The organism is Gordonia aichiensis (assembly GCF_039946255.1).
GTDB classification, from domain to species: domain Bacteria; phylum Actinomycetota; class Actinomycetes; order Mycobacteriales; family Mycobacteriaceae; genus Gordonia; species Gordonia aichiensis_A.
In genome coordinates this window covers 135,743-149,058 of record NZ_JBCDWL010000001.1, presented here as the reverse complement: position 1 = coordinate 149,058, position 13,316 = coordinate 135,743, and the positions used below count along the sequence as shown (strand labels likewise).

General features: G+C 69.9%; 13 protein-coding genes. 12 read left to right on the top strand and 1 reads right to left on the bottom strand.

All coding sequences use genetic code 11. The annotated features are described in order from the left end of the window. Positions 1 to 39 precede the first annotated feature (39 nt). The 8 genes from nusB to pyrF all read left to right on the top strand — a co-directional run bounded on the left by nusB (position 40) and on the right by pyrF (position 9,432). Positions 40 to 489: a transcription antitermination factor NusB gene (gene nusB, locus AAFO60_RS00670; RefSeq protein WP_347954232.1), complete on the top strand. Its 450-nt coding sequence runs from the start codon at positions 40 to 42 to the stop codon at positions 487 to 489. Between the two features lie 84 nt (positions 490 to 573). Then, complete coding sequence (gene pyrR / locus AAFO60_RS00665; protein ID WP_347954231.1) at positions 574 to 1,137, top strand: bifunctional pyr operon transcriptional regulator/uracil phosphoribosyltransferase PyrR; 564 nt, start codon at positions 574 to 576, stop codon at positions 1,135 to 1,137. Continuing rightward, the gene (locus AAFO60_RS00660) at positions 1,134 to 2,132 is read left to right on the top strand and encodes an aspartate carbamoyltransferase catalytic subunit (protein WP_347954230.1); all 999 of its coding nucleotides are present in this window, start codon (positions 1,134 to 1,136) and stop codon (positions 2,130 to 2,132) included. Before pyrR ends, AAFO60_RS00660 begins: the two co-directional genes overlap by 4 nt. Next, positions 2,132 to 3,475, top strand: coding sequence for a dihydroorotase (locus AAFO60_RS00655; protein WP_347954229.1), 1,344 nt, complete (start codon positions 2,132 to 2,134; stop codon positions 3,473 to 3,475). Before AAFO60_RS00660 ends, AAFO60_RS00655 begins: the two co-directional genes overlap by 1 nt. Then, on the top strand, positions 3,472 to 4,044 hold the full coding sequence (locus AAFO60_RS00650; RefSeq protein WP_347954228.1) for a transporter: 573 nt from the start codon (positions 3,472 to 3,474) through the stop codon (positions 4,042 to 4,044). The genes AAFO60_RS00655 and AAFO60_RS00650 overlap by 4 nt, the downstream gene beginning before the upstream one ends. Beyond that, positions 4,041 to 5,258 carry a glutamine-hydrolyzing carbamoyl-phosphate synthase small subunit gene (gene carA, locus AAFO60_RS00645; protein WP_347954227.1) on the top strand — a complete coding sequence of 406 codons (1,218 nt, stop codon included), beginning with the start codon at positions 4,041 to 4,043 and terminating at the stop codon, positions 5,256 to 5,258. The genes AAFO60_RS00650 and carA overlap by 4 nt, the downstream gene beginning before the upstream one ends. Then, positions 5,258 to 8,608 carry a carbamoyl-phosphate synthase large subunit gene (gene carB, locus AAFO60_RS00640; RefSeq protein ID WP_347954226.1) on the top strand — a complete coding sequence of 1,117 codons (3,351 nt, stop codon included), beginning with the start codon at positions 5,258 to 5,260 and terminating at the stop codon, positions 8,606 to 8,608. Before carA ends, carB begins: the two co-directional genes overlap by 1 nt. After that, complete coding sequence (gene pyrF, locus AAFO60_RS00635; protein ID WP_347954225.1) at positions 8,605 to 9,432, top strand: orotidine-5'-phosphate decarboxylase; 828 nt, start codon at positions 8,605 to 8,607, stop codon at positions 9,430 to 9,432. Before carB ends, pyrF begins: the two co-directional genes overlap by 4 nt. 72 nt (positions 9,433 to 9,504) lie before the next feature. On the opposite strand, the gene AAFO60_RS00630 is transcribed toward pyrF, so the two are convergent. Then, a complete protein-coding gene (locus AAFO60_RS00630; protein ID WP_347954224.1) occupies positions 9,505 to 10,572 on the bottom strand; it encodes an alpha/beta fold hydrolase in 1,068 nt (355 codons plus the stop codon). A gap of 206 nt (positions 10,573 to 10,778) precedes the next feature. Here AAFO60_RS00630 and mihF point away from each other — a divergent pair, with 206 nt between their 5' ends. Genes mihF through coaBC form a run of 4 tightly spaced genes read left to right on the top strand, consistent with a single transcriptional unit; the run spans position 10,779 to position 13,291 of the window. After that, complete coding sequence (mihF, locus tag AAFO60_RS00625; protein ID WP_006894812.1) at positions 10,779 to 11,093, top strand: integration host factor, actinobacterial type; 315 nt, start codon at positions 10,779 to 10,781, stop codon at positions 11,091 to 11,093. A gap of 2 nt (positions 11,094 to 11,095) precedes the next feature. After that, the gene (gene gmk / locus AAFO60_RS00620) at positions 11,096 to 11,716 is read left to right on the top strand and encodes a guanylate kinase (RefSeq protein WP_347954223.1); all 621 of its coding nucleotides are present in this window, start codon (positions 11,096 to 11,098) and stop codon (positions 11,714 to 11,716) included. Next, entirely contained in the window at positions 11,717 to 12,016 is a 300-nt protein-coding gene (rpoZ, locus tag AAFO60_RS00615) for a DNA-directed RNA polymerase subunit omega (RefSeq protein ID WP_347954222.1), read from the top strand. 9 nt (positions 12,017 to 12,025) lie between these two features. Continuing rightward, the gene (gene coaBC, locus AAFO60_RS00610) at positions 12,026 to 13,291 is read left to right on the top strand and encodes a bifunctional phosphopantothenoylcysteine decarboxylase/phosphopantothenate--cysteine ligase CoaBC (protein WP_347954221.1); all 1,266 of its coding nucleotides are present in this window, start codon (positions 12,026 to 12,028) and stop codon (positions 13,289 to 13,291) included. Positions 13,292 to 13,316: the final 25 nt, after the last annotated feature.

Here is a 13,316-nt window from a genome sequence, read left to right as displayed (position 1 = left end):
TCCCGTCCCACCATCGCTAGATAAGGCACTGCAAGTCACGTGAAGAAACCCGGTACCCGCCACAAGGCACGCAAGCGCGCGGTGGACCTGCTGTTCGAGGCCGAGGCCAAGAACGTCCCGGCCACCCAGCTGATCGCCGAACGGCGCGAGATCTACCCTCGTGACGACAGTGTCGGCACCATGTACGAGTACACGGTGCGCGTGGTGGAGGGCGTCACCGCCGACGCCTCGCAGGTCGACGCGGTGATCGAATCCCATCTGGAGAACTGGAAGCTGCACCGGCTCCCGGCGGTCGACCGCGCCATCCTGCGGTTGGCCGTCTGGGAGCTGCTCTACGCCTCCGACGTCGATATCGACGTGGTGCTCGACGAGGCGGTGCAGCTGGCCAAGGAACTGTCCACCGACGATTCCCCGGCCTTCGTCAACGGGGTGCTGGGCAAGGTCGGGGAACTGGCCCCCCAGGTCCGGGCCGCAGCGGCCGCGGAGTAGACTCTTCCGCGAAGAGCGGTTCGCCGCGCTCACAAGAGATTTTCCTTTAACGATCCGTCCAGTGAGGCGGAGAAGGAGGTCGACTTGGCTTCGCCAGTCGATGGTGCACGCCCGCAGCGGGTGTTGCTCGACGCTTCGGACGTCGGGCGGACCGTGGCGCGAATGGCGCACCAGATCATCGAGAAGACCGCGCTCGACGCGGCCGACGCCCGGCGCGTCGTACTCATCGGCATTCCCACCCGCGGCACCTCGCTGGCCATGCGGCTGGCCGAGCGGATCGCCGAGTTCTCCGGCGTCGCGGTGCCCACCGGGTACCTCGACATCACCCTGTATCGCGACGATCTGCGCGACAAGCCGCACCGCCCGCTGGAGCGGACCCTGGTCCCCGAGGGCGGGGTCGACGGCGCCCTGGTGATCCTCGTGGACGACGTCCTGTTCTCCGGTCGGACCGTCCGCGCGGCCCTCGACGCCCTGCGCGACCTCGGCCGTCCCGCGGCCGTGCAGCTGGCGGTCCTCGTCGACCGCGGGCACCGCGAACTGCCGCTGCGCGCCGACTACGTCGGCAAGAACGTGCCGACCTCGCGCGACGAGGACGTGCAGGTGCACCTGTCCGAACACGACGATGTCGATCAGGTGGTGCTGCGATGAAGCATCTGCTCGGGACCGCCGACCTCTCCCGCGACGACGCGATCGACATTCTCGACGAGGCCCAGCGTTTCGAGCAGGCGCTCGCCGGCCGCGAGGTCCGCAAGCTGCCGACGCTGCGCGGCCGGACCGTGATGACCGTCTTCTACGAGAACTCCACCCGCACCCGGGTCTCCTTCGAGGTCGCGGCCAAATGGATGAGCGCCGACGCGATCAACATCAGCGCCTCCAGTTCGTCGGTCAGCAAGGGCGAATCGCTGCGCGACACCGCCAAGACCCTGCGCGCGCTGGGCGCCGACGCCCTGATCCTGCGTCACCCCGCCTCCGGCGCAGCCGCACAGGTCGCGCGCTGGACCAACGACGGCAGCGACGTGCTCGGCTTGTCGACCACGGGTCCGTCGATCATCAACGCCGGCGACGGGATGCACGAGCACCCCACCCAGGCCCTGCTGGACGCGTACACGATCCGACAGCGGCTCGGCGGGCTCGAGGGGCGCCGCGTCCTCATCGTCGGTGACATCCTCCACTCGCGCGTCGCTCGCTCGAATGCCCACCTGCTGACCACGCTCGGTGCCGAAGTGGTGCTGGTGGCCCCGCCGACGCTGCTGCCGACCGGGGTGCAGACCTGGCCGGTCCGGGTCGCGACCGACCTGGACGCCGAGCTCCCCGCCGCCGACGCGGTGATGATGCTCCGCGTGCAGGCCGAACGGATGAGCGGCGGCTTCTTCCCGAGCACGCGCGAATATGCGGTGCGATACGGACTGTCGGACGCGCGCAGGCGGCTGCTCCGCGACGACGCGGTCCTGCTCCACCCCGGCCCGATGCTCCGCGGCATGGAGATCGGCTTCAACGTCGCCGATGCGCCCCAGACCACCGTTCTCGAACAGGTCCGCAACGGTGTGCACGTGCGGATGGCCGTGCTGTTCCGCCTGATCGCAGGCGCCGAGAACGGTGCGGCCCAGAAATTGACCCCAGACGATCATCGAGGAGAGCAGTAGTGCCCGTCACCGGTTCGGTCCTGATCAAGAATGTCCGACCCTACGGTGACGGCCCCCCGCTCGACGTCGCTGTCACAGACGGCGAGATCACCGGGATCGGTGCTGCCCTGACGGCCCCCGAGGGCGCGGTGATCGTCGACGGCGACGGCGGCGTGCTGCTGCCCGGCTTCGTCGACCTGCACACGCACCTGCGCGAACCAGGTCGCGAGGACACCGAGACCGTCGAGTCCGGGTCCCGCGCCGCGGCCCGCGGCGGCTACACCGCGGTCTTCGCGATGGCGAACACCGCGCCGGTCGCCGACAACGCCGCCATCACCGACCACGTGTGGCGGATGGGACGCGAGGTCGGCCTCGTCGACGTCCACCCGGTCGGTGCGGTCACCGTGGGACTGGAGGGCGAACAGCTCGCCGAGATGGGCATGATGGCCGCGGGTGCCGCGCAGGTGAAGCTGTTCAGCGACGACGGCAAGTGCGTGCACGATCCGGTCATCATGAAGCGGGCGCTGGAGTACTCGAAGGGTCTCGGGGTCCTGATCTCGCAGCACTCGGAGGATCCACGGCTCACCGTCGGCGCGGTCGCCCACGACGGTCCGACCGCCGCGCGGCTCGGCCTGGCCGGCTGGCCGCGGGCCGCCGAGGAGTCGATCGTCGCCCGCGACGCCCTGCTGGCGCGCGACGCCGGCGCCCGCGTGCACATCGCACACGCCTCCACCGCCGGGACCGTGGAACTGCTCCGCTGGGCTCGCGGGCAGGGGATCGACATCACCGCCGAGGTGACGCCGCACCACCTGCTGCTCGACGACTCGCGGCTGGAGACCTACGACGGCGTCAACCGCGTCAACCCGCCGCTGCGGGAGGAGAGCGACAAGATGGCGCTGCGCACCGCGCTGGCCGAGGGCGTCATCGACTGCGTCGCCACCGACCACGCGCCGCACGCCTCCCAGGAGAAGTGCTGCGAGTTCTCGCAGGCCCGGCCGGGCATGCTCGGCCTGGAGACCGCGCTGTCGATCATCGTCGAGACGATGGTGCGGCCGGGGCTGCTCGACTGGCGCGGCGTGGCCCGGGTGATGAGCGAGAACCCGGCCCGGATCGTCGGACTCGACGACCAGGGGCGGCCGATCGCCGTCGGCGAACCGGCCAACCTGACGATCATCGCCCCGGACGCGGAGTGGACCGTGCGTGGTGCCGATCTGGCGAGCCGCTCGGAGAACACGCCGTTCGAGGAGATGACGCTGCCCGGCGTCGTCACCGCGACCGTGCTGCGCGGACGGATCACGGCCCGCCGCGACGAGACCGGCAGCGGTGCGGGCACGGGAGACGCCAACCCGGGGGACTGGGCATGAACAACTTCGTGTACTACACGCTCATCGCGGTCGTCGCGCTGATCGTGTGGCTGACGCTGGTCGCGATGGTGCTGCGCGGTTGGCGCAACCGCGGCCGACGCCAGGAGGAGGCGGTCGGGGAGTTCCCGGCGGTGCCCGCCGACCTCGGCGAGCCGGTCCGCGGGCCGCACACCGGCCTCTACCTGGGCAGCACCCTGGCGCCGAGCTGGCAGAACCGCATCGCGGTGGGCGACTACGGCGACCGCGCGACCGCCGAGCTGACGGCCTATCCGGCTGGACTGCTGCTGAGCCGCCACGGCGCCACCGACATCTGGATCCCCGAGGAGTCGATCGTCGCGGTCCGCACCGAACGGGGCATCGCGGGCAAGGCGATGAGCCGCGACGGCGTCCTGGTGATCCGATGGACTCTGCCCACCGGCACGCAGCTCGACTCGGGACTGCGCGCCGACGACAAGACCGTGTACCCGGCGTGGGTGGCCGCCTACGCCGAGATCACCGAGAAGGCATACCGCGAGCTCGACCTCGCGGACGAACGAGAATCTGGCACTGAGAAGAAGGACAAGAGATGAGCAAAGCGGTATTAGTGCTGGAGAACGGCCAGGTCTTCACCGGTCAGGCGTACGGCGCCACGGGCGCTACCCTGGGCGAGGCGGTCTTCTGCACCGCCATGACCGGCTACCAGGAGACGTTGACCGACCCGAGCTACCACCGGCAGATCCTGATCGCGACCGCCCCGCAGATCGGCAACACCGGCTGGAACACCGAGGACAGCGAGAGCCTGCTCGGCAAGCGCTCGGCGGTGAAGTGGGTGCCGGGAGCGGACGCGAGCGGGCCCTATCAGCAGTGGTCGGCGGACTTCACCGACCACAACGATCCGGGCAAGATCTGGGTCGCCGGGTACGCGGTCCGCAACCCCACCCGCCGGGTCTCGAGCTGGCGCGCCGGTTCGGCCTTGGAAGACGAGATGATCGGCCAGCAGGTGGTCGGCATCGCGGGCATCGACACCCGCGTGGTGGTCCGCGTGCTGCGCGACTCGGGCGCCATGCGCGCCGGGATCTTCTCCGGTGACGCGCTCGCCGACGTCGACGAGATGGTCGCGACCGTCCGCTCGCAGCCGTCGATGGCCGGCGCCGATCTGGCCGCCGAGGTCAGCACCGCCGAACCGTACATCGTCGAGGCGGCGGGCGGCACCCCGAAGTTCCGGGTCGCGGCCCTCGACCTCGGCATCAAGGCCAACACCCCGCGCATGCTCGCCGCACGCGGCATCGAGGTGCACGTGCTGCCCAGCAGCGCCACCTACGCCGACGTCAAGGCGCTGAACCCGGACGGCTTCTTCCTGTCCAACGGGCCGGGCGACCCGGTCACCGCCGACGCGGCGGTCGCCCTCACCAGTGAGGTCATCGACGCCGGCCTGCCGACCTTCGGCATCTGCTTCGGCAACCAGATCATCGGCCGGGCGTTCGGACGCAGTACCTACAAGCTGAAGTTCGGTCACCGCGGCATCAACATCCCCGTTCTCGACGTGGCGACCGGCCGGGTCGCGATCACCGCCCAGAACCACGGTTTCGCCCTCGAGGGCGAGGCGGGCGAAGAGTTCGACACCGACCTCGGCCGCGCCCGCGTCTCGCACGTGTGCGCCAACGACGGCGTCGTCGAAGGCTTGGAACTGCTCTCGGGCAAGGCCTTCTCCGTCCAGTACCACCCGGAGGCCGCGTCGGGCCCGCACGACGCCGCCAACCTCTTCGACAAGTTCGTTTCGGTCATGGAAGGATCGCGCTCCTAATGCCTCGTCGTACAGACCTCTCCCACGTTCTGGTGATCGGGTCCGGCCCGATCGTGATCGGCCAGGCCTGCGAATTCGACTACTCGGGCACCCAGGCGTGCCGCGTCCTCAAGGCCGAGGGCCTGCGGGTCTCGCTGGTCAACTCCAACCCGGCCACCATCATGACCGACCCGGAGTTCGCCGACGCCACCTACATCGAGCCGATCACTCCCGAGTACATCGAGAAGGTGATCGCGGCCGAGGCCGCGGGCGGCCATCCGATCGACGCCGTGCTGGCGACCCTCGGCGGCCAGACGGCGCTCAACGCGGCCGTCGGCCTGCACGAGAAGGGCATCCTCGCCAAGTACGACATCGAACTGATCGGCGCCGACTTCGACGCCATCCAGCGCGGTGAGGACCGGCAGATGTTCAAGGACATCGTCGCCAAGGTCGGCGGCGAGAGCGCCCGCTCGAAGGTCTGCCACACGATGGAGGAGGTGCACGCGACGGTCGCCGAGCTCGGCTACCCGGTCGTCGTGCGGCCCTCGTTCACCATGGGCGGGCTCGGCTCGGGCATGGCCTACGACGAGGACGACCTCGAACGCATCGCCGGCGGCGGCCTGGCCGCCTCGCCGACCGCGAACGTCCTGATCGAGGAGTCCATCCTCGGTTGGAAGGAGTTCGAGCTGGAGCTGATGCGCGACAACAAGGACAACGTCGTCGTCATCTGCTCCATCGAGAACGTCGATCCGGTCGGCGTGCACACCGGTGACTCGATCACCGTGGCCCCCGCGATGACCCTCACCGACCGCGAATACCAGGTGATGCGCGACCTGTCGATCGCGATCATCCGCGAGGTCGGCGTCGACACCGGCGGCTGCAACATCCAGTTCGCGCAGGACCCGAAGGACGGCCGCATGGTCGTCATCGAGATGAACCCGCGCGTGTCGCGGTCGTCGGCGCTGGCGTCGAAGGCCACCGGCTACCCGATCGCCAAGATGGCCGCCAAGCTGGCCATCGGCTACTCGCTCGACGAGATCATGAACGACATCACCAAGGTGACGCCCGCGTGCTTCGAGCCCGCGCTCGACTACGTGGTGGTCAAGGCCCCGCGCTTCGCCTTCGAGAAGTTCCCCGGCGCCGACGACACCCTCACCACGACCATGAAGTCGGTCGGCGAGGCGATGAGCCTGGGCCGCAGCTACGCCGAGGCCTTCGGCAAGGTGATGCGGTCGCTGGAGACCAAGGTCGCCGGTTTCTGGACCGAGGCCGACCGCCCCGATCCGGCGACCGTCGACATCGACGCGCTGCTGGCGGAGGTCAAGGTCCCGCGCGACGGCCGCATGTACCAGATCATGCTGCTGCTGGAGGCCGGTGCCACCATCGAGCAGGTCTACGAGGCCACCGCCATCGACCCCTGGTTCCTGGCCGAGATGGCCGCCGTCGCACAGATCGGGCACGAGGTCCGCGATGCGCAGATCCTCGACGAGGACCTGCTGCGCCTGGCCAAGAGCAACGGACTGTCGGACCGGCAGATCGCCGCGCTGCGCAGCGCGGGCGGCGACACCGCGCTGGCCGACGAGGACGCCGTCCGGGCGCACCGCATCGGTCTGGGCGTGCACCCGGTGTACAAGACGGTCGACACCTGCGCCGCCGAGTTCGAGGCCAAGACGCCGTACCACTACAGCAGCTACGAGCTCGATCCGGCCGCCGTCAGTGAGATCGCGCCGCAGACCGAGCGCCCCAAGGTGCTGATCCTGGGCTCGGGCCCCAACCGCATCGGCCAGGGCATCGAGTTCGACTACTCGTGCGTGCACGCCGCCCTCACCCTCTCGGAGGCCGGTTACGAGACGGTGATGGTCAACTGCAACCCGGAGACCGTCTCCACCGACTACGACACCGCCGACCGCCTGTACTTCGAGCCGCTGACCTTCGAGGACGTGATGGAGGTCTACCACGCGGAGTCGCAGTCGGGTACCGTCGCCGGCGTCATCGTCCAGCTCGGCGGACAGACCCCGCTGGGGCTGGCCGCACGCCTGGAGGCCGCCGGGGTGCCGATCGTCGGCACCAGTCCGTCGGCCATCGACCTGGCCGAGGACCGCGGCGAGTTCGGCAAGGTCCTGGTGGCCGCCGACCTGCCCGCCCCGAAGTTCGGGACCGCCACCACCTTCGAGGGCGCCCGCGACATCGCCGCCGACATCGGGTACCCGGTGCTCGTGCGTCCGTCGTACGTCCTCGGCGGCCGCGGCATGCAGATCGTCTACGACGAGGACGCGCTGGCCACCTACATCGCCAACGCCACCGAGATCTCCGACGACCGCCCGGTGCTGGTCGACCGCTTCCTGGAAGGCGCGGTCGAGATCGACGTCGACGCCCTCTGCGACGGTGACGAGGTCTTCATCGGCGGCATCATGGAGCACATCGAGGAGGCGGGCATCCACTCCGGCGACTCGGCGTGTGCACTGCCGCCGATCACCCTCGGCGCCGACGTCATCGAACGCGTTCGCGTCTCCACCACGGCGCTGGCCAAGGGCCTCGGGGTGCGCGGGCTGATGAACGTGCAGTACGCGCTCGCCGACGACGTCCTCTACGTGCTGGAGGCCAACCCGCGCGCCAGCCGTACGGTGCCCTTCGTCTCCAAGGCCACGGCGGTGCCGCTGGCCAAGGCCTGCGCCCGCGTGATGCTCGGCATGAGCATCGCCGAGCTGCGCACGCAGGGCATCCTGCCCGCGGCGGGCGACGGCGCCTCGGTGCCCGAGCACGCGCCGATCGCGGTCAAGGAGGCCGTCCTGCCGTTCAACCGGTTCCGCCGCAAGGACGGGACCGGCGTCGACACGCTGCTGAGCCCGGAGATGAAGTCGACCGGCGAGGTGATGGGCCTGGACGACGACTTCGGTCGCGCCTTCGCCAAGTCGCAGGAGGGTGCCGGGGGAGCACTGCCCACCTCGGGCACCGTGTTCGTCTCGGTCGCCGACCGCGACAAGGCCTCGATCATCTTCCCGATCAAGCGGCTCGCCGACCTGGGCTTCACCGTCCTGGCCACCGGCGGCACCGCAGAGGTGCTGCGTCGCAACGGCATCCAGGTCGAGTCGGTGCGCAAGTACTTCGAGGCCAAGGAGGGCGAGCCGACGGTGATCGACGCGATCCGCGACCACCGGGTCGACCTCATCATCAACACCCCGTTCGGCACCGCCGGACCGCGCGTGGACGGCTACGAGATCCGCGCCGCCGCGATCGCCGCGACGGTGCCCTTCATCACCACCGTGCAGGGTGCCGGCGCCGCCGTGCAGGGCATCGAGGCCGCGCTGGCGTCGACGATGGGCGTGCGGTCGCTGCAGCGTCGCCAGGCGGAGATGCGGGCCGCCCGGTGACCGACCCCGGTTTCGCGGCACGCTACCGGGCGGCGGTGGCCGAGCGCGGCAGGCTGTGCGCGGGCATCGACCCGCACGCCGCCCTCCTGGAGCAGTGGGGCCTGCCGGTCAGCATCGAGGGCCTGCGGGCCTTCGCCGAGGCCTGCGTCGCAGGCCTCGGCCCGACCGCGGCCGTCATCAAGCCGCAGGTGGCGTTCTTCGAGGTCTTCGGCTCGGCCGGTTTCGCGATCCTCGAAGAGACCATCGCCGGCTGCCGTGAAGCCGGCGCCCTCGTCCTGTCCGACGCCAAGCGCGGCGACATCGGTTCGACGATGGCCGCCTATACCGGCGCCTGGCTCGACGACGCCTCACCGCTGTGCTCGGATGCGGTGACCGTCTCGCCGTACCTCGGCTTCGGCTCCCTCGAACCCGCCGTCGGCCAGGCCCGCCGGACCGGTCGCGGGATCTTCACCCTCGCCCGGACCTCCAACCCCGACGGCGGCGCACTGCAGACCGCCGACGCCGGAGGGCGGACGGTCGCGCAGTCGATCGTGGACGCCGCCGCGGCGGTCAACGCCGACGGTTCGGGAACCGTCGGGGTGGTGGTCGGCGCGACGCGCGAGCACGGCCTCGACCTGTCCGCACTGGCCGGCCCCGTGCTGTCGCCGGGCCTGGGGGCGCAGGGCGCCACCGCGGCCGATCTGGCCCGCATCTTCGCCGGATCGGACCTGTCGTGGCTGCTGCCCGCGGCCAGCCGGAGCATCCTGCGGGCCGGCCCGGATCCGGCGGCGCTGGCCGCCGCCGTCGTCGCCACGCGCGACGAGATCGAGGCGGCCCTGAGGTAGCTGTTCTGCCCTGGCACAGCCTGTCTGGGCAGCAGCGTCTGTCTGGGCAGCGGCCCCGGCGGTCGCGGCGGGCTATAGCCGCGAGATGTTCTCGCGGAACGCCGCGATCGCCGGCCAGGTCTGCTGCTCGGCGTCGGCGCCGGTCAGCAGGCCCAGGTGGCTCGACTCCACCGTGTGGAACTCGGTGTGCACCGATTCGGTGAACAGTGTCGTGCCGTGCGCTGCGGCGGCATGGCTGACGATCGCGTCACGATGGGAGCCGACCATGAGGATCGGCGCGGTGATCGACGTGAGGTCGACCGTCTGCGAGTCGAACTCCAGCACTCCGTGCGCGATCTCGTTGCGCACGATCAAGTTCACCAGCATCTGTTCGCTCACCCGGCCCGGATAGCCGGGCAGTGAGTTCTGGAACCGGTCGATCACCTGCATGCGGACCAGCGCGTCGACGTCTTTGAGATTCTGCAGGATGTACTGCGGCTTGCGCAGTTCGCGGTCCCACGCGGTGGCGCGATAAGCGAGCTGCACCGCGAACGACGGAATCCCGCCCAGGGCGCGCAGCAGGTAGGTGACCGGGCGCCCGCCCGTGGGCGCCAGGAGTGCTCGCACCAGCGGGTACGGCTCGATCTTCTGGTAGTTCAAGGGCGTGCCGACGGTGATCACCGACCGGATCGGCAGGTCGCGCTGGGCGCCGGCGGTCAGCAGCGACAGCGTGCCGCCCAGACTCCATCCCATCAGGTCGACCGCGTCGGGTCCGGCGCGGAAGTCGTCGACCACCTCGGCGATCGCGCGCGGCACGATCACGTCGAAGTAGTCCTCGAATCCCAGGTGCCGGTCGGCGTAGCGCACGCCGCCGAAATCGATGACGTAGGGGATGGTCCCGGTGCTCAGCAGGAACTCCACCACGGAGTTCGCGGGCGCCGCACCCGGCGCCAGGTCGTAGCAGTGCGCGGGCACCGCCAGCGGCGGCACCAGCAGGACCGGGACCTGGCCGGATTCGCGTGCTGACCGCAGTTGCTCGGCCGATCCGTACCGGACCAAACGGGCGTGCGGACGGTCCGACAGCTGGACGCTCTGGGTCGCGGCGGACGGCGCCAAGTCGTCGGTCAACACGCGGGCGAGGGTCCGAAGGTCACTCAACATGGAGGGCACGGTACCTTGTTCGACGGCGCTTGCGACATGACCGGGTACCGTTTGTGCTGGTCCGCTTGCGTAAGACCGGGCACTGAGCGTTAGGCTGGATCAGATTCGCTCGTAGGGGGCTCGTTCCCCGAGGCGGAAAACGCACGAGATGTTCGTATAGCGTCGCGTGGACAAACCGAACTGTAGAAACGAAAGACGGAGGAACCGTGGCTCTTCCCCAGTTGACCGATGAGCAGCGCGCAGCAGCACTCGAGAAGGCGGCCGCCGCTCGCCGAGTGCGTGCGGAGCTCAAGAACCGCCTGAAGAGCGGTGGCACCAACCTGCAGCAGGTGCTGGCGGATGCCGAGAACGACGAGATCCTCGGCAAGATGAAGGTTTCGGCTCTCCTCGAGGCGCTGCCGAAGGTCGGCAAGGTCAAGGCGCAGGAGATCATGACCGAGCTGGAGATCGCACCGACGCGTCGCGTGCGCGGGCTCGGCGACCGCCAGCGCAAGGCACTGCTCGAGAAGTTCAGCTCCTGAGCGTGACTCGGGAGCAGACCCGACCGAGGGGCCGACTGGTTGTACTGGTCGGCCCCTCGGCCGTCGGGAAGTCGACGGTGGTGGCGAAGCTGCGCGAACTGGTGCCCGGGCTCTGGTTCAGCGTCTCGGCCACCACGCGCGATCCGCGGCCGGGAGAGGTCGACGGGCGCGACTACCACTTCGTCGGCCGCGAGCGCTTCGACGCGATGATCGAGGCGGACGAGCTGCTCGAATGGGCCGACATCCACGGCGGACTGCAGCGGTCGGGCACACCGGCCGCCCCGGTCCGCGAGGCGCTCGAGGGCGGCGCGCCGGTGCTGCTGGAGGTCGACCTGGTCGGCTTCCGCAACATCCGAGACGCCATGCCGGAGGCGATCAGCGTCTTCCTGGCGCCGCCGAGCTGGGACGTCCTGGTGGAGCGCCTGACCGGGAGAGGGACCGAATCCCAGGAGGCGATCGATCGTCGACTGGAGACCGCGCGGACCGAGATGGCCGCGCAGGGCGAGTTTCAACACGTCGTGGTGAACGACGATGTCGACGACGCCGCCCAACAGTTGGTAAACTTGCTGGTTGGGCCGTCATCGACTGAGAAGGCCCAGGCACAGACTTCGCAGGAGAATTGAGTGAGCACTCAGACTGAGACCGTTTCGACCGAGGCCGCGGACGAGGCCGTCTACGACACCCCGCTGGGTATCACCAATCCGCCCATCGACGAACTGCTCGAGCGGGCGTCGTCGAAGTACGCACTGGTGATCTTCGCCGCCAAGCGTGCCCGGCAGATCAACGACTACTACAACCAGCTCGCCGACGGCATCCTCGAGTACGTGGGCCCGCTGGTGGAGCCGGGCGTCCAGGAGAAGCCGCTGTCGATCGCGATGCGGGAGATCCACTCGGATCTGCTCGAGCACACCGAAGGCGAGTAGGCCGCGCCGGTGTCCAAAGCGCACATCCTGATCGGGGTGGGCGGCGGGATCGCGGCGTACAAGGTGTGCTCGGTCATCCGTCACTACACCGAGGCGGGCCACGACGTCCGCGTGATGCCGACCCGCGCCGCCCTCAACTTCGTGGGGGCCGCCACGTTCGAAGCGCTGTCGGGAAACCCGGTCAGCACCGAGGTCTTCGACGACGTCGACGAGGTCGCGCACGTCGCGCTCGGCAGGCAGGCGGATCTGGTCATCGTCGCGCCGGCCACCGCGGACCTGATGGCCCGCGCCGTGGCCGGGCGCGCCGACGATCTGCTCACCGCGTCGCTGCTGACCGTCTCCTGCCCGGTGCTGTTCGTCCCCGCGATGCACACCGAGATGTGGGAGCATCCGGCGACCGTCGCCAACGTCGCGACCCTGCGGGAGCGGGGCGTGACCGTCATGACGCCGGCGTCGGGCCGGCTCACCGGCTCCGACAGCGGTGCCGGTCGGATGCCCGAGCCCACCGAGATCGCCGCGCTCGGCGACCTGCTGCTCGACCGCCCCGACGCCCTGCCCTACGACCTGGCGGGCGTGCGGATGGTGATCAGCGCCGGCGGCACTCGCGAGGCGCTCGACCCCGTTCGGTACCTGGGCAACCACAGTTCCGGCAAGCAGGGCTACGCGCTGGCGCGGGCCGCCGCCCAGCGCGGCGCGCAGGTGACGCTGGTGTCGGGCGCGACGTCGAATCCGGGCCAGCCCGCGGCGGTCGAGGTGATCGACGTCGACTCCGCGCGGCAGATGCAGGCGGAGATGGCCGAGCGCGCCAAGGACGCCGACGTGGTGATCATGGCGGCGGCCGTCGCCGACTTCCGCCCGGTCTCCGTGGCCGACGCGAAGATCAAGAAGGGCGATGAGGGCCCCGCGCCCATCCACCTGGACACCAACCCCGACATTCTGGCCGGCCTGGTCCGCGATCGCACCGAGGGTGCGATCGCCTCGTCGACGGTCATCGTCGGTTTCGCCGCCGAGACCGGCGACGCCGACGGCGGCGTCCTGGATCACGGTCGGGCCAAGCTGCGCCGAAAGGGCTGCGACCTGCTGGTCGTCAACGCGGTCGGCGGCGGGAAGGCCTTCGGCACCGACGACAACACCGGCTGGGTGCTGTCCGCCGACAGCCGCGAGACCGGGCTGCCTTTCGGCTCAAAAACATTGATGGCGAGCAGAATCCTTGACGAAGTGGCCTCGCTCGTGCCAGATGGACAGGTGCCCCGCACCGACAGCGGCGGCAAGTAACTCACACACATGACTATCCGAGAGG